Here is a 15,671-nt window from a genome sequence, read left to right on the forward strand (position 1 = left end):
GCTCAGCGCGACGAAGCGCGGGCCGGCCGGACCGATCAGGAACCCATCGCCATCGTCGGGATGGCCTGCCGCTATCCGGGCGGGGTCAGCACCCCCGAGCAGCTCTGGGAACTGCTCGAGACCGGCGGCGACGCGATCTCGTCGTTCCCGGGCGACCGCGGGTGGACGGCCGCGGAGGGAGCCGGCGTGTTCAGCGACGACCCGGATCACCCGCCGGTCCGCGACGGCGGGTTCATCGACGGCGCCGGCCGCTTCGACGCCGCGTTCTTCGGGATCGGCCCGCGGGAGGCGATCGCCATGGACCCCCAGCAGCGGTGGCTGCTGGAGACCTCGTGGGAGGCCCTGGAGAACGCTCGGATCGATCCGGCGTCGATCCGCGGTCAGCAGGTCGGCGTGTTCGTCGGCTGCATCACCCAGGACTACGTGCTGGTGCTGGGCGGGCCGGAGACCGATCACTGGGACTACATGGCGACCGGGAACACCGCCAGTGTCGTGTCGGGGCGGATCGCGTACTCACTGGGCCTGCACGGCCCGGCCATCACCGTCGACACCGCCTGCTCCTCGTCGCTGGTGTCGCTTCATCTCGCCGTGCAGTCGCTGCGGACCGGCGAGACCAGCCTCGCCCTCGTCGGCGGCGCCACGGTGATGTCGCTGCCCGGCTCGTTCGCCGTCTACGACCGGCAGGGCGCGCTCGCCGCCGACGGCCGGTGCAAGTCGTTCGCCGACAGCGCCGACGGCATGGGCTGGGGCGAGGGCGCCGGCATGCTCGTCGTCGAGCGGCTCTCCGACGCCCGGCGCAACGGCCACCCCGTGCTGGCGGTCCTGGCCGGCAGCGCCGTCAACCAGGACGGCGCCAGCAACGGTCTCACCGCGCCGAACGGGCTGGCCCAGCAACGGGTTCTCGAAGCCGCCCTCGCCGACGCCCGGCTCACCCCGGGGGACATCGACGCGGTCGAGGCGCACGGCACCGGCACCCGGCTCGGCGACCCGATCGAGGCCACCGCGCTGCTGGAGGTCTACAGCCCGGACCGGCCCGCCGCCCGGCCGCTGTATCTCGGCTCGGTCAAGTCGAACATCGGGCACACCCAGGCCGCCGCCGGTGTCGCCGGAGTGATCAAGATGGTGCTGGCGCTGCGGCACGGGGTGCTGCCCCGGACCCTGCACGTCGACCGGCCGACCCGGCAGGTCGACTGGTCCGCCGGCGCCGTCGAGGTGCTGACCGAGGCGCGCCCGTGGACGGCGTCCGACCGGCCCCGCCGCGCCGGGGTCTCCGCGTTCGGCGTCAGCGGCACCAACGCCCACGTCGTCCTGCAGGAGGCGCCCCCGGCCGAGGAGAGGCCGGAGGCACCCGCACCGGCGACCGCGCTCCCGTTCGTCCTGTCCGGCCGGACCCGGGCGGCGCTGCGCGCCCAGGCGGCGACCCTGCGGTCCTATCTCGACAAGAACCCCGAACTCCCGTTCGCCGACGTCGCCCACTCGCTCGCGACGACCCGCAGCGCCCTCGAACACCGCGGCGCGGTCATCGCCGCCGACCGCGCGCAGCTGAGCGCCGGGCTCGACGCCCTGACCGCCGGCCGCGAGGACCCGCACCTGGTCACCGGTGCCGCCGACCTCGACGGGCGGACCGTGTTCGTCTTCTCCGGCCAGGGCTCCCAGTGGCCCGGGATGGCCCGGGACCTGCTCGACACCGATGAGGTCTTCGCCGCGAGCCTGCGGGACTGCGCCGGCGCCCTCGCCCCGCACGTCGGCTGGTCGCTGGAGGACGTCCTGCGCGGGCTGCCCGGCGCACCCTCGCTCGACCGCGTCGACGTCGTCCAGCCGGCGCTCTGGGCGGTCATGGTCTCGCTCGCCGCCCGCTGGCGGGCCGCCGGGATCCAGCCCTCCGCCGTCGTCGGGCACAGCCAGGGCGAGATCGCGGCGGCGTACGTCGCCGGCGCGATCTCACTGGCCGACGCCGCCCTCGTCGTCGCGGCCCGCAGCAAGGTGCTGACCACCCTCGCCGGGCGCGGTGGCATGGTCTCCGTCGGGGCCGGCGCGGCGGAGGCCGAGAAGCTGGCCGCGACCATCCCCGGGCTGTCCGTGGCCGTCGTCAACAGTCCCGGCGCGGTGGTCCTGGCCGGTCCGCCCGCCGCCCTCGCCGAGCTGCGCGTCGCCGCCGACGCCGCCGGCATCCGCACCCGGGACCTCCCGGTCGACTACGCCGCGCACACCACCCAGATCGAGGAGGTACGCCCGGAGCTGCTGGCCGCCCTGACCGGTCTCACCCCGGGTACGCCCACCCTGCCGTTCTACTCCACCGTCACCGGCGAACGCTGGACCGGCGGCCCGCTGGACGCCGCCTACTGGTACGAGAACCTGCGCTGCCCCGTCCTGCTCGCCCCCGCCGTACGCCGCCTCGCCGAGGACGGCCACCGCTACCTCGTCGAGCTGAGCGCCCACCCGGTGCTCACCGCCGCGCTCACCGACTCGTTCGAGGCGGCCGGTCTCGGCGACGCCGTGGTGACCGCGTCCCTGCGCCGCGACCATGACGGCCCGGCGAGCCTCGCCGCCGGCCTCGCCGAGCTCTTCGTCCGTGGCGTGACCCCGGACTGGACCGCCGTGTTCGGCACCGGGCGCGGGCAGGTCGATCTGCCGACCTACCGCTTCCAGCGCCGGCTGTTCTGGGCCCAGCGCCCGGACAGCACCGGTGACCTCGGCGTCGCCGGTCTCGACCCGGCCTCGCACCCGCTGCTCGGCGCGAGCGTCGAGCTGGCGGACAGCGACGAGGTCGTGCACACCGGCCGGCTGAGCGTGCGCAGCCACCCCTGGCTGGCGGACCACCGCGTGCTGGGCGACGCGATCCTGCCCGGCACCGGTTTCCTCGATCTGGCGCTGCACGCCGGGCGGGGCGCCGTCGAGGAGCTGACGTTGCAGTCCCCGCTCGTGATCGACGAGAGCGACGGAACCCGGATCCAGGTCCGGGTCGGGCCGGCGGACGCGGACGGGCGCCGCACCCTGACGTTCCACTCGCGGCGCGACGACGACCGGCGCTGGATGGTCAACGCCGAGGCGACCGTCGCTCCGGTGCCCGGCACCGCCCTGCCGGACCTGGCGGAGACGTGGCCGCCGTCCGGGGCCGTCGCGGTCGACATCGGCGGCGTCCACGACCTGATGGCTGCCGGGGGCCTGCACTACGGGCCCGCGTTCCGGGGCCTGCGCGCTGCGTGGCGCCGCGACAAGGACGTCTTCGCCGAGGTCACCGCGCCGCCTGCGATCGCCGCCGAACTGGTCGGGTACGGCGTGCACCCGGCGCTGCTCGACGCCGCGCTGCACGCCATCGGGCTCGTCACCGACGATCGGGGCGGCAGCGAACCGGCCACCACCAGCCTGCCGTTCGTGTGGCGGGGCGTCACGCTGCACGGCGCGGCCACCACCGAGACCCTGCACGTCCGGCTCTCCCCCGCCGGGACCGACGCGGTGTCGGTGACCGTCGCCGACGCCGCCGGCACCCCGGTGCTCTCCGCCGATCTGCTCCAGCTGCGCGCCGTCACCCCCGGCCCGGCGAAGGCGAGCGGCGGCGACCTCTACACCGTGGACTGGGTTCCGATCGACGGTAGCGCCCGGCCCCGGCCCGGGGACCGGTGGGCGATCTTCGGCAGGGGTCTCGACGACCTCGCCGACCCGCTGCGCGAGGAGCTGTCCGGCATCGGCTGCCGGCTCGACTCGTACGTCGACTTCGAGGCACTGACCTGGTCGATCGCGAACGGCACCAGCCCACCGAGCGTGGTGCTGGTGGCCGCCGTACCCGGCGCCGAGCGCAGCGGCACGGGCCTGACCGCGGACGTCACCGACACCACGCAGCGCGTCCTGTCCGTGCTCAGGTCCTGGCTCGACGACACCGACCTCACCGCGGCCCGGCTCGTCACGGTGACCCGCGGCGCCGCCACCGGACTCGGCGGGCCGGTGCCCGATCTGGCCGGTGCGGCCGCCGCCGGGCTGGTCCGCTCGGCCGGCGCGGAGCACCCCGGCCGGTTCGCCCTGGTGGACCTCGACAACACCGGTGCGTCGCGCCGGGCCCTGATCGGCGCGGTCGCCGGTGACGAGCCCGACGTCACGGTACGCGCCGGTCACCTCCTCGCCCGGCGCCTCGTCGTCGCGCCGGCGACCGGCACCCCCGCCACGCCGTTCGTGGCGCCCGGTCGCACGGTGCTGATCACCGGCGGTACCGGCACACTCGGCGGTCTGCTCGCCCGGCACCTCGTACGCACCCAGGGGGTGCGGCATCTGGTGCTGACCAGCCGCAGCGGGCAGGCACCCGAACTGGAGGCCGACCTGATCGCCCTGGGCGCCCAGCCGACGATCGTGGCCTGCGACGCCGCCGACCGGGCCGCGCTGGAGCGGGTGCTGGCCGCGATACCGCAGGCGCATCCGCTCGGCGCGGTCATCCACGCCGCCGGGGTGCTGGACGACGGCGTCATCGGCTCGCTGACCGGTGCCCGCCTCGATGCCGTCCTGCGCCCGAAGGTCGCCGGGGCGGTCAACCTGCACGACCTGACCCGCGGCCTCGACCTGTCGGCGCTGGTGTTCTTCTCCAGCGCCGCCGGGCTGTTCGGCGCCGCGGGGCAGGGCAACTACGCGGCCGCCAACAGCTTCCTCGACGGGCTCGCCGCCGACCGCCACGCGGCCGGGCTGCCCGGAACGTCGCTCGCCTGGGGGCTGTGGGACGAGGGCAGCGCCATGACCGACCGGCTCGGTACGAGCGGGCGCGACACGATCAGCCGCGGCGGCATCCTCCCGCTGTCCTCCGCGGACGGCTGCGCCCTGTTCGACGCCGCGCACAGCAACGGCTCGGCGTTCCTCGCCCCGATGCACCTCGACGTGACCGGGCTACGGGCGCTGGCCCGCACGGAACCCGTACCGCCGCTGCTGGCCGGGCTCATCCCCAGCGAGCGCCGGCTCGGCGCACGTCCGCAGGCCGAGGCCGCCGACCCGGACGCCCTGCGGCAGAAACTCGCCGCCGCTCCCGACCCGCAGCGCGACACGATCATCACCGGTCTGATCCGCGGCCAGGCCGCCGCGGTCCTCGGGCACACCGGCGCCGACGACATCGAGGAGGGCCTGACGTTCCTCGAGCTCGGTTTCGACTCGCTCAGCTCGGTGAAGCTGCGCAACCGCCTCGCCGCCGAGACCGGGCTGCGGTTGCGCTCCACCATCGTGTTCGAGCACCCCACCATCCCGGACATGGCCGCGCACCTCGTCGAGCAGTACGTCCTCGGCCCGGCGCCCCAGCCGGAACCGGAACCCGAACCCGAACCCCGGCCGGAACCGGTCAAGCCCCGCAGCCGTCGCGGTGCTAAGGGCACGCTGACCGCGCTCTGCGGGCAGGCCATGGCGGAGAACAGGGTCAAGGAATTCCTGGAGACCGTCGACCAGCTCGCCCAGTACCGGCCGGCCTTCGACGGACCCGAGGACTTCGACGACGTACCCGCCCCGGTGCGGATCGCCCGCGGCCCGGGCGATCCCACGATCGTCGCGCTGGCCGGTGTGGTCGGCAAGTCCGAGCCCACCCAGTACGCCCGCTTCGCCGCCGACTTCCGCGGCGAACGTGACCTGTGGGTGCTGCGCCAGCCCGGGTTCATCGCCGGTGAACTGATCCCGGCCACCACCGACAGCCTGCTCGCGGTGCACGCCGCCTCGATCCGGGCACACGTGGACGGCCCGATCCTGCTTGTCGGCCAGTCCGCCGCCGGCCTGATCGCGCACCGGCTCGCCGGGCTCCTGGAGGAGCAGGGCCGGCCGTGCGAGGGGGTGGTGCTGGTCGACACGTACCCGATGGAACAGATCGAGGCCCTGATCCAGATCTTCGACGGCTCGGTCCAGCTGCTGCTCGACCGGCAGGCCGAGGCCGAGGCCGACTCGGACATGTGGGGTGACGCCTGGCTCACCGCCATGTCCCACTACACCAACCTCGACTGGAAGGTGACCGGGAACAGTACGCCCACCCTGCTCGTACGGGCCACCGTCCCGCTGGGCAAGGAGCTGGAGAACTGGCGCCCGGTGTGGAACTTCCCCCACGACTGCGTGGACGTCCCCGGCGACCATCTGTCGATGATGGAGGAGTACGGCGAGGAGACCGCCCGCGCCGTCCGCACCTGGATGCTGCGAAACCCCCGATAGGTACGCGATCAGTCCATGACATTCGTGCGATGCGCGAACAGCGCGGCCTGGACCCTGTTCTCGCAGCCGAGTTTGAGCAGGATGCGGCTGACGTGGGTCTTGACGGTGCTCTCGGAGATGACGAGGCGCTCGCTGATGCCGGTGTTGGACAGCCCCTGGGCGAGCAGTCTCAGCACGTCGCGTTCGCGGTCGCTGAGCTCGGCCAGGCGCGCGGCGGCGTCGTCGCCGGGTGGGGCCGGGCGTAACCGGCGCAGCTCGGCGACGGCGCGGCGCGTCACGGGCGGCGAGAGGAACATCTCGCCGGCCGCGACCGCGCGCAGGGCCGGCTCCAGCTCGTCGGCGGCGGAGCTCTTGAGGATGAAGCCGGCGGCGCCGGACGTGATGGCCTCGTCGATGTAGGCCTCCTCGCCGAACGTCGTCAGCATGAGGACGGCGGCCCGGGAGCTGCGGGTGATCTCGCGCAGCGCCGCCAGGCCGTCGAGGCCGGGCATCCTGATGTCCAGCAGGACGACGTCGGGGCGGTGCCGGATCGTCAGGTCCCGGGCCTGGACGCCGTCATTCGCCTCGGCGACGACCTCGACGCCGGCGACGGCGCTGAGGATGAGGCGGATGCCGCCGCGGGTCAGCTCGTCATCGTCGGCGATCACGACGCGCAGCGGTGCCGGGTCAGCCGGCATCGTCCAGCTCCTCCTTCGAGATGAGCGCCCCCGCCCGGAAGCAGAAACGGTAACCCTCGTCGCGCGGGCCCTGCACGACGGGCGCGGCGCGATAGGCCACACAATCGGCGCCGGGTGGTGCCGGGGGCGCAGTGGTGCCCGGGTCCAGCTCGGCGGTCCGGTCCGGCAATTTCTTCCGTACGACCACCGCGCTGTCGCCGACCCGCAGCTGGTCGTACGTTGCCCGGCTCACGGTCTGCCGGCTCACGCCCAGCCACAGACCACCGGCGCACAGCGCGATCACGAGCAGCACGCTGAGCGCCACCGTGACCGTCCACGCCCGGCGGCGCTGGTCGACGCGGCGCAGGTCGTCGCCGAACTCGTCGGGGGCGGCCGGTTTCACACCGAGGGTCCGAGGTGTCGTGCCGGAGAGGGGCAGGGTGGCGGCGATCCGGAACCCGCCGTCCGGCTCCGCGCCGTGGTAGAGGACACCCCCGGCGATCCGCACGCGCTCGGCGAGCCCGTACAGCCCCTGACCGCTGGTGGCACCGTCGTACGCCCGGCCCGGACCGTTGACGACCTCAACGACCAGCGCGTCGTCCTCGTACCGGACGGCTGACCGGATGACACCGCCCCGGGCGTGCCGCACCGCGTTGGTGATGCCCTCCTGCACCGTCCGGTACGCCGCCTGGTCGACCATGGCCGGAACGGTGACGGCCTCCCCGGAACGCACGAACGCGATGTCCACGCCCGCCGCCCTGGTGTCAGCGATCAGCCTCTCGGTGTCGGCGAGCGTGGCGTGCTGCCGCGGTTCGTCGTCGGGTGAGTCGACACGCAGGACGGCCAGGATGTCCCGCAGCTCGTCCATCGCGGATGTCGACGTGGCGTGCAGCAGCCGCAGTGTCTCCTCCGGACGGTCCGGTGCCGAGCGCAGGGCGCCGGTGTAGAGCGAGATCAGCGTCAGCCGGTGCCCCAGCGAGTCGTGCATCTCCCGGGCGATCCGGTTCGCCTCGCGGACCCTGGCCCGCTCGGCGACGATCTGCTGCTGCTCGCTGAGGTGGACCGTCCGCTCGTGCATCAGGGTGAGGATGCGGCGGCGCTGCGCGGACAGCCGGGCGAGGGTCGCCGGGAACACCACGGCCACGATGAACACGCCGGCCGTGAACAGCACCTGCGGCAGGCTGGTCGTACCCTCCTTCAGCCATTGACCACCGATCTGGCAGGCCAGCACCGCGGCGAGCGTCCCGGCCAGGCGCGCCGCCGCGCGGATCCGGTAGCCGGCGGAGAACCCGAGCCCGAACAGCAGCACCGTGTCGAGCCGGCCGAGCATCGTGCCGACGACCGCTGTGACGACCAGGACGGTCGCGGGAAGCCGGTGCCGCAGGCCGATCAGCACGACGTCGAGCAGAGCGAGGCCGGCGATCACCGATGGGGCCTGGTGGCGCACCAGCGCCAGACCGGCCGTCACGCCCGCGAGCGTGACGGCCAGCGCGATCTCGTACGCGAGGCGGCCCGGCCCCGCCGCCCGCGCCGCCCTCCACCATGAGGCCGGCGCGGCTGGCGTACCCCTCATGCGCCGTCGATCCTGATCTGTTTCTTCTCGGTGAGCGTGCCCCCGGCGAAGCAGAACCGGAACAGCGGCTTGTCCTTCCCGTCGGCGATCGGCTTGATCGCGTAGTAGGTGCAGGTGGCACCGTCAGGCTTGCCCTGTTTGGTGGCGTCGTCGCCGTAGATCGTCTGCTCCTCGTCCTTCAGCGGTGTCGGCAGCGCGTCCCGCACCGCGGTCTCCGCGCCGCCGACCCGCTGCGCGTCGAACTGCTGCTGCGTGATCGACGACCTGCTGATCTCGCGGCCGGTGTTCAGTGCCTGGAAGCCGAACCAGCCACCGACCCCGCACAGGACCACGACTACCCCGGCCACGATCAGAAGAACCTTGCGCATCGTCATCTCCTCGTCGGTCTGATGCATCCAGACTCGCGAGGAAACGAACGCGATACGACGGTCCATCGACGGATCTTCGAAGCCCGCCGATGGTACGAAAGTGCCACCACCGCGGCTCAGAGGACCGTGTCGTCCAGGTCCAGCAGGAGGGTGTCACCGGATGCGAGCAGGTCCAGCCAGGGGCCGACGCGGGGTAGTTCGTGGTCGAAGAAGTAGCGGGCGGCCAGGCGCTTGCCGTCGTAGAACGCGCCTTCCTTGTCACCGGCCGCGTCGAGCTGCGACAGCCACATCCACGCGATCACGATGTGCCCGGCGGCGTCCAGATAGGTCGACGCGTTCGCGAGTGCCTTGTCAGCGTCCCCGGCTGCCCACAGTGTCGTGGTGACCGAGGCCAGCCGTTCCGCGGCGGCGAGCAGGCGCGGTGCGTACGGCGAGGACGAGGATGCGGCCGTCGCGGAGATGGCCGACACCAGGACCCGCAGGCCGTCGTTCAGCAGCACCTTGCGGCCGAGCAGGTCGAGCGCCTGGATGCCGTCCGTACCCTCGTGGATGGGGTTGAGGCGGTTGTCGCGGTAGAACTGCTCGACCGGGTATTCGCGGGTGTAGCCATAACCGCCGTGGACCTGGATCGCGAGGTCGTTGGCGCGCAGGCACCACTGCGACGGCCAGGCCTTGACGATCGGGGTGAGCACGTCGAGCAGCACGGTCTCCCCGACATCGACCAGCTTGGCGGTGTAGAGGATCAGCGCCATGCCGCCCTCGACGTAGCTCTTCGACGCGAGCAGCATCCGCCGCACGTCGGGGTGCCGCACGATGGGCACGGGCGGTGCCGAGGGGTCCTTCCCGGCGGGTGGCCGGCCCTGCAGCCGTTCCCGCGCGTACGCGAGAGCGTGCAGATATCCCGTGTACCCGAGCGCCACCGCACCCGACCCGACGCCGATCCGCGCCTCGTTCATCATGTGGAACATCTGCGCCAGCCCCCGGCCCTCGGCCTGCACGAGATGACCCGTCGCGCCGTCGAAGGCGAGCACCGCGTTCGTCGTACCCCGGTAGCCCATCTTGTGGTTGAGCCCCGCCAGGGTGACGTTGTTGCGCCCGCCGGAGGGCAGATGCTTCGGCACGATGAACAGCGACAGCCCCTTCACCCCCGCCGGCGCACCCACGACCCGCGCCAGCACCAGGTGCACGATCGTCTCGCTGAGCTCGTGGTCCCCGGCCGAGATCCACATCTTCGACCCGGTGATCGAGTAGGTGCCGTCCTCCTGCCGCTCCGCGCGCGTCGTCACGTCGCTGAGCGAGGAACCCGCCTGCGGCTCGGAGAGGCACATCGTCCCGGTGTAACGCCCCTCGAGCATCGGGCGTACGTACGTGTCGATCTGCTCCGGTGTGCCGTATTCGAGCAGCAGCGCGGCATTACCCATCGTGAGCATCGCATACGCCGACGTGGCACTGTTCGCCGCCTGGAACCACGCGAAACACGCCCGCCCCACCACCTTCGGCAACTCCATGCCCCCGACGGACTCGGGGAACGTCGCCGACAACAGCCCGGAATCGGCGAACGCCCGCAGCGCCTTACCCACCTCGGGAATCACGGTCACCGCCGACCCGTCGAACGTCGGCTCCTCCAGGTCGCTGCGCCGGTTGTGCGGCGCGAACTCCCGCTCGGCGATCTGCTGCGACAGATCCAGCACGGCGTCGAACGTCTCCCGGCCATGCTCCGCGAACCGGGGATCCGCGGTCAGCGACTCGACATCAAGCCACTCGTACAGCAGGAATTCCAGGTCGCGGCGGTTCAGGATCATCGACATCCTCCCACCATAAGCCTCGTCAGAACTCGACCGGTGGGGCGTTGTACGGGGTGATCACCTGGACGGCCGAGGGGTTGGTGCGGACGGGGCCCGGGAGGGCGCCCTGGGCCTGCATGATGGCGTGGCAGGCGCGGCGGAGATCGATGCGTGATCAGCGGGACGTCGAGGCGCTGCGCCGCGGCCACGATCTCGGGGGTGTCGGGGGCCTTGAGGATCACGCCCTGGGATCCGCCGCGACGGGCCCGGGCGAGGGCCGCGACCACCTCGGGTACGGACGGCGCGTCGAGCAGGTGGAAACGCGTGCGGATCACCGCAGGTCGCAGCCCGGGCAGCCCGGCCTCCAGCGCGGCGCGGACCGCGGCGGAGAAGCGCGGCGATGCCTGCACGATCACGTCGATCATGAAGGTCCGGGTGCCGAGCCGGACCTGGGTACGCTGCCGGTCGAGGTCGGCGATGGCCTCCCCGACCGCGCGTACGGTGCTGTCGCGCACCCCGCCGCGCGCGTTCAGCACCCGGTCCACGGTGGCCTCGCTGAGCCCGGACTGGACGGCGATCTCGCGGATCTTGTAGGGGTGTCTCACGACTTCACGATGATGGCCTTTTGACGGGTTCTCAAGGGTCCATGGCCCGCGACCCGAACCTAGCGTGAGCCCATGACTACGTGGTTCACCGCCGCGGACTGCAGCCTCGACGACTTCCGGGCGATCTGCGAGCAGAAGACAGACCTGGCCGACTACCCGCACGCCACCGAGGTCGCCGACGGCGTCCTCATCTACCCGGGTACGGTGCCGTACACCCTTGAGCTGCGGGCCGAGCTGGTCCGGGCCATAATGGACGGCCCCGGCGTGGTGGTGTTCACCGGCGCTTCGCGCCCGCCGTCGTGGACCGGGCCACCGCCGTGTTCGCCGAGCTGATCAACGAGCAGAAAGCCGCGGGTACGACCACCGGTGACCACTTCGCCAAGCCCGGCGCCAACGACCGGGTGTGGGGCGCGCTGGACAAGTTCGCCGTGCGCGACCCGGCCGCGTTCGCCGCGTACTACGACAACAACACGCTCCGGCTGATCAGCGAGGCCTGGCTGGGCCACGGCTACCAGCTGACCTCCCAGGTCAACGTGGTCAACCCCGGCGACGCCGCGCAGGTCGCCCACCGTGACTACCACCTCGGCTTCATGTCGCAGGACCAGGCAATGAGATATCCCGCGCACATCCACGCGCTGTCACCCGCGCGCACACTGCAGGGCGCGGTCGCCCACGTCGACATGCCCCTCGAGAGCGGCCCGACGCTGTACCTGCCGCACTCGCAGAAGTACCCGGCCGGCTACATCGCGTTCCACCAGCCCGATTTCACGGCGTACTTCGAGCGCCATCACGTCCAGTTGCCGCTGGCCAAGGGCGACGCCGCGTTCTTCGACCCGGCCCTGTTCCACGGCGCTGGGACCAACCGGTCGAGCGGCATCCTGCGGACCTGATCGCCGCGTCGGCGGAGGGCTACGCCTTCCCGGCAAACCTCGACCGGGACCAGCCAGTCGGTGGTCTCGCCCCACAGACCCAGGCCGAGCTGGTGCATCAGGCACTTCACGAGCAATGGGATTCCGTACGCTGATCGCGGATGTGCAGCGCGAAGCCCGTACGGTCATCGGGCTCGAGGCCTGGCCTCAGGTGCAGTGAGGGGATCTCGTAGTCGCCGGAGTTCTGACGCCGGAAGGCGATCGGCTCGGTCGTGGTGAGGGTGAGCAGGCGTTCCTGCCAGGCCTTCGCGACCTGGGGGTGGTCCTCGGCGGTCAGCCGGTCGGCGCCGTGGAGCACGAACGGTGGCAGGACCTCGAGGCCCGGGTAGTAGAGGATGCCGTGCTGGATCGGCCAGAGCAGGTCGTCGATCGGGCCGTTGATCCCGCGGGCGGCGTAGTGGGACTCCGGGCCGCCCGTGGTCACCGAGAGCAATGCCCGGCGGCCCGCGAGGGTGCCTTCGCCGAAGCGTTCGCCGTATTTCGTGTCGCTGTGTTCGCCGACGCCGTACGCGAAGTTGTAGGTGAACACGCGGTCCACCCAGCCCTTGAGGATGGCGGGCATGGTGTACCACCACAGCGGGAACTGGAAGATGATCGTGTCGGCCCACAGCAGTTTCTCCTGCTCGGCGGTGACGTCGGGGGTGAGCGCCGACGCGTCGAAGGCCCGGCCGGAGTCCTCGGCGACCCGCAACGGGCTTGACGCGTACGGGCCGTAGTCCTCGGCGTCGACGACGGCTTTCCAGTTCATCGCGTACAGGTCGCTCACCCGTACCTCATGGCCGGCCTCTTCCAGGGTGGTCACGGCGAGATCCTTGAGCGAACCGTTGAGCGACCGCGGTTCGGGGTGGGCGTAAACGATCAGCGTCTTCATGTCACCGAGTCTGGGCGGCGTGGCGCCGGACTTTCAGGGGCGCGGCTTCCATCGGACCGGACTTCCTGGTAACCGCAGGGCCACCCTCGCGCGGCGCCGCCGGGGCGATACTGGAGTGATGGACGATCTGGCGGGTTTCCTGCGTACCCGGCGTGCCCGGGTCGACCCGGTGACCGCCGGCATCCCCGCCGACAGCCGCCGCCGGGTCGAAGGGCTACGCCGTGAGGAGGTCGCGCACCTGTCCGGGGTCAGCGTCGACTACTACATCCGCCTGGAACAGGGCCGCGCGACCCAGCCCTCCGATCAGGTCGTCGACGCGCTCGCCCGCGTCCTCGGCCTCGACGACACCGAGCGCGGCCACCTCTCCCGCCTCGCCCGCCAACGCCGCCGCCGCGCGAAAGCCCCCGGCGGGCGGGTCCGGCCCGAGCTGCTACGCGTGCTCGATCTCGTCGCCGGCGCCCCCGCGGTGATCGTCGACCACCGCCTGGAGGTGCTCGCCGGGAACCGCCTCGCCCGGCTCCTCTACGGCCGGCCGATCCCGGGCCTGAACACCGCCCGGCACCTCTTCCTCGAGGAGAGCGACCGCGGCCTCTACGCCAACTGGGACAACTGCACCCTCGACGTCGTCGGCCACCTGCGCCTCGCCGCCGGCAAATACCCCGACGACCCGCGCCTGGCCTCCCTCATCGGCGAGTTGTCCATGCGCAGCGACCGTTTCCGCCGCCTGTGGGCCCGCGCGGACGTCCGCGCCCGCACCCACGGCCGCAAGATCTACCGGCATCCCCTGGTCGGCCAGCTCGAGCTCCACCACGAGAACTTCGCGCTGCCCGGCGAGTCGAATATGGAACTCCTCGTCCTCTCCGCCGACCCCGGCAGCCCCACCGAGGACGCGTTGCGCCTGCTAGCCGGAATGGGTGAAAAGAGCGCGGTGCAGCATCCCGCGCACTGCGTCCGCGGCTGACTCACGGCATTCCTGTTCTCCGACCTCTCGGCATGGACCACCGGCCAGGTCTTCACCGTCGACGGCGGCACCACCATGCGGGCCTGACCGGCCCCCATCCCGGGGTCGGTCAGACGGCCGACGCCGTCCGCGACGGCGCCGAGCTGGTGTTCGCCTGCGGCGGTGACGGCACCGTGATGGCGTGCGTGACCGCTCTCGCCGGAACGGACGTCGCCCTGGCCGTGCTGCCCGCGGGCACCGGCAATCTGCTCGCCGCGAACCTGGGGCTCTCCGGTGACCTCGCGACCGGTATCGGGGTCGTGCTGCAGGGCGGACGCCGCCGGATCGACGTCGGCGCGGTCGGTGACCAGAGTTTCGCCGTGATGGCCGGCATGGGTTTCGACGCCCACATGCTCGACGCCACCAATGACACCGCGAAGAAGCACATCGGATGGCTCGCGTACGCCGCCGGGGCGGCCCGTCACCTGCGGGACCGTCCCATGCGCATCAGCATCACCCTCGACGACAAGCCGTCGTTCGCCCGCCGCCCGCGCACCGTGATCGTCGGCAACGTCGGCCGGCTGCAGGGTGGCATGCGGCTGCTCAACGACGCGCAGCCCGACGACGGGTTGCTGGACGTCGCCATCCTCAGCCCGCGAACGTTGCGCCACTGGCTCGCCCTCGGCTGGGGTGTCCTTCGCCGCAAGAGCTCGGTGCCGAGTATGGAGACCTACACCGCCACCCGGGTTGCGATCCGCGCCAAACGAGCCCAGCCCCGCCAGCTCGACGGTGACCTCATCGAACCCGGCAAGGAACTGCTGGTCACCGTACGCCCGCAGGCGCTGGTCCTGTGCGTCCCGCAACCCGCGACCGACCCCGACCTCGCCCACGACGCCGGCCTCGCCAAGACCTCCGGCGCTCAGTAACACAGCACCCGGGACAGCGCGGTGGCGTCGGTGACGACCGCCTGAGCGACGTCGACGATCTTCAGGTTGTGCTGCCGGGCGTAGCCGCGGACGATCGTGAACGCCTCATCGACGCCGATCCGCGCCGCCTGCGCGACCGCGCCCTTGGCCTGTTCGATGACGACGCGGCTGGCCAGCGCGCCCTGAAGCTGCCCGGTCAGGGCCTCGCCGTGACGGATGGCGCGTTCCTGCAGCAGGCCGATCGCGGCGACGTCCGCCACCGCCTGCATGATCGGCACCTCGGCGGCGGAGAAGTCGCCACCTTCCTTGTCCCCGAAGACGTTCATCACGCCGATCACCTGGTTGCGCAGCCGCAGCGGGAAGGCATGCACCGACCGGAACCCCTGCGAAGTGGCTCGCGGGGCGAAGCGGGGCCAGCGCGGGGTGGCCCCGTCCAGGTTCACGTTGATCACGGGCCGGCCGGCGCGGAAGGCATCCAGGCACGGGCCCTGCCGGGCGTGCAACTGGAACAGTTCCACCACCTTGACGTTCTCGTTCGAGCCGGCCATGAACTCGAGCCGGCCGTGCCGGTCGGCCAGGAGCAGGCCGACGGCGGCCGCACCGACCAGATCGGCCGCCTGGGTCGTCACCATCGTCAGGAAGTCGATCAGGTCGAAATCGTCGACGAGGGTGTCGGCGACCTTGACGAAGATCGGCGCCAGCCGCGCCACGGAAACGGTGCTCATCGGATCGTCCCTCGCTCAGGTCATCATCCATCCGGTTGTGACCGGCCAAGGACTGGGACCGACAGCAAGAGCATTGTGCATCCGCGCCGCAGGTTCGGTGAGATCCCGAAAGAGGGACAGGCAGCTCTCCACGCCCGG

At 72.1% G+C, this 15,671-nt stretch carries 11 protein-coding genes and 1 pseudogene; 5 read left to right on the forward strand and 7 right to left on the reverse strand.

The window, feature by feature from the left end:
- Positions 1-36: 36 nt before the first annotated feature.
- Positions 37-6,156: pseudogene (locus tag Ahu01nite_RS45995) on the forward strand (type I polyketide synthase); the annotation flags it as partial.
- A gap of 8 nt (positions 6,157-6,164) precedes the next feature.
- Here Ahu01nite_RS45995 and Ahu01nite_RS46000 read toward each other — a convergent pair.
- The 5 genes from Ahu01nite_RS46000 to Ahu01nite_RS46020 are packed head-to-tail and all read right to left on the reverse strand — an operon-like array spanning position 6,165 to position 11,142.
- Positions 6,165-6,833 carry a response regulator gene (locus Ahu01nite_RS46000; protein ID WP_203843075.1) on the reverse strand — a complete coding sequence of 223 codons (669 nt, stop codon included), beginning with the start codon at positions 6,831-6,833 and terminating at the stop codon, positions 6,165-6,167.
- Positions 6,823-8,385 carry a sensor histidine kinase gene (locus tag Ahu01nite_RS46005; RefSeq protein ID WP_203843076.1) on the reverse strand — a complete coding sequence of 521 codons (1,563 nt, stop codon included), beginning with the start codon at positions 8,383-8,385 and terminating at the stop codon, positions 6,823-6,825. Before Ahu01nite_RS46005 ends, Ahu01nite_RS46000 begins: the two co-directional genes overlap by 11 nt.
- Positions 8,382-8,819 carry a hypothetical protein gene (locus Ahu01nite_RS46010; RefSeq protein WP_203843077.1) on the reverse strand — a complete coding sequence of 146 codons (438 nt, stop codon included), beginning with the start codon at positions 8,817-8,819 and terminating at the stop codon, positions 8,382-8,384. Before Ahu01nite_RS46010 ends, Ahu01nite_RS46005 begins: the two co-directional genes overlap by 4 nt.
- Before the next feature lie 50 nt (positions 8,820-8,869).
- On the reverse strand, positions 8,870-10,561 hold the full coding sequence (locus Ahu01nite_RS46015) for an acyl-CoA dehydrogenase (RefSeq protein ID WP_203843078.1): 1,692 nt from the start codon (positions 10,559-10,561) through the stop codon (positions 8,870-8,872).
- Positions 10,552-11,142: a LacI family DNA-binding transcriptional regulator gene (locus Ahu01nite_RS46020; protein ID WP_239159676.1), complete on the reverse strand. Its 591-nt coding sequence runs from the start codon at positions 11,140-11,142 to the stop codon at positions 10,552-10,554. Before Ahu01nite_RS46020 ends, Ahu01nite_RS46015 begins: the two co-directional genes overlap by 10 nt.
- Before the next feature lie 72 nt (positions 11,143-11,214).
- On the opposite strand from Ahu01nite_RS46020, the gene Ahu01nite_RS46025 reads away from it, so the two are divergent.
- Both Ahu01nite_RS46025 and Ahu01nite_RS46030 read left to right on the forward strand, forming a co-directional pair.
- Positions 11,215-11,475 (forward strand): hypothetical protein, encoded by a 261-nt coding sequence (locus Ahu01nite_RS46025; protein WP_203843079.1) that lies wholly within the window; start codon positions 11,215-11,217, stop codon positions 11,473-11,475.
- Positions 11,442-12,032, forward strand: coding sequence for a phytanoyl-CoA dioxygenase family protein (locus Ahu01nite_RS46030; RefSeq protein WP_203843080.1), 591 nt, complete (start codon positions 11,442-11,444; stop codon positions 12,030-12,032). Before Ahu01nite_RS46025 ends, Ahu01nite_RS46030 begins: the two co-directional genes overlap by 34 nt.
- Before the next feature lie 106 nt (positions 12,033-12,138).
- Here Ahu01nite_RS46030 and Ahu01nite_RS46035 read toward each other — a convergent pair whose 3' ends face one another.
- The gene (locus tag Ahu01nite_RS46035) at positions 12,139-12,942 is read right to left on the reverse strand and encodes an NAD(P)H-dependent oxidoreductase (RefSeq protein WP_203843081.1); all 804 of its coding nucleotides are present in this window, start codon (positions 12,940-12,942) and stop codon (positions 12,139-12,141) included.
- A gap of 118 nt (positions 12,943-13,060) precedes the next feature.
- On the opposite strand from Ahu01nite_RS46035, the gene Ahu01nite_RS46040 reads away from it, so the two are divergent.
- Positions 13,061-13,903: a helix-turn-helix transcriptional regulator gene (locus tag Ahu01nite_RS46040; protein ID WP_203843082.1), complete on the forward strand. Its 843-nt coding sequence runs from the start codon at positions 13,061-13,063 to the stop codon at positions 13,901-13,903.
- Between the two features lie 32 nt (positions 13,904-13,935).
- On the forward strand, positions 13,936-14,808 hold the full coding sequence (locus Ahu01nite_RS46045; RefSeq protein ID WP_203843083.1) for a diacylglycerol/lipid kinase family protein: 873 nt from the start codon (positions 13,936-13,938) through the stop codon (positions 14,806-14,808).
- Here the strand turns inward: Ahu01nite_RS46045 and Ahu01nite_RS46050 are convergent.
- The gene (locus Ahu01nite_RS46050; RefSeq protein ID WP_203843084.1) at positions 14,802-15,533 is read right to left on the reverse strand and encodes a GAF and ANTAR domain-containing protein; all 732 of its coding nucleotides are present in this window, start codon (positions 15,531-15,533) and stop codon (positions 14,802-14,804) included. The two genes, Ahu01nite_RS46045 and Ahu01nite_RS46050, sit on opposite strands and share 7 nt — an antisense overlap.
- Positions 15,534-15,671: the final 138 nt, after the last annotated feature.

Origin of the sequence: Winogradskya humida, assembly GCF_016862215.1 — a bacterium.
Lineage (GTDB): Bacteria > Actinomycetota > Actinomycetes > Mycobacteriales > Micromonosporaceae > Actinoplanes > Actinoplanes humidus.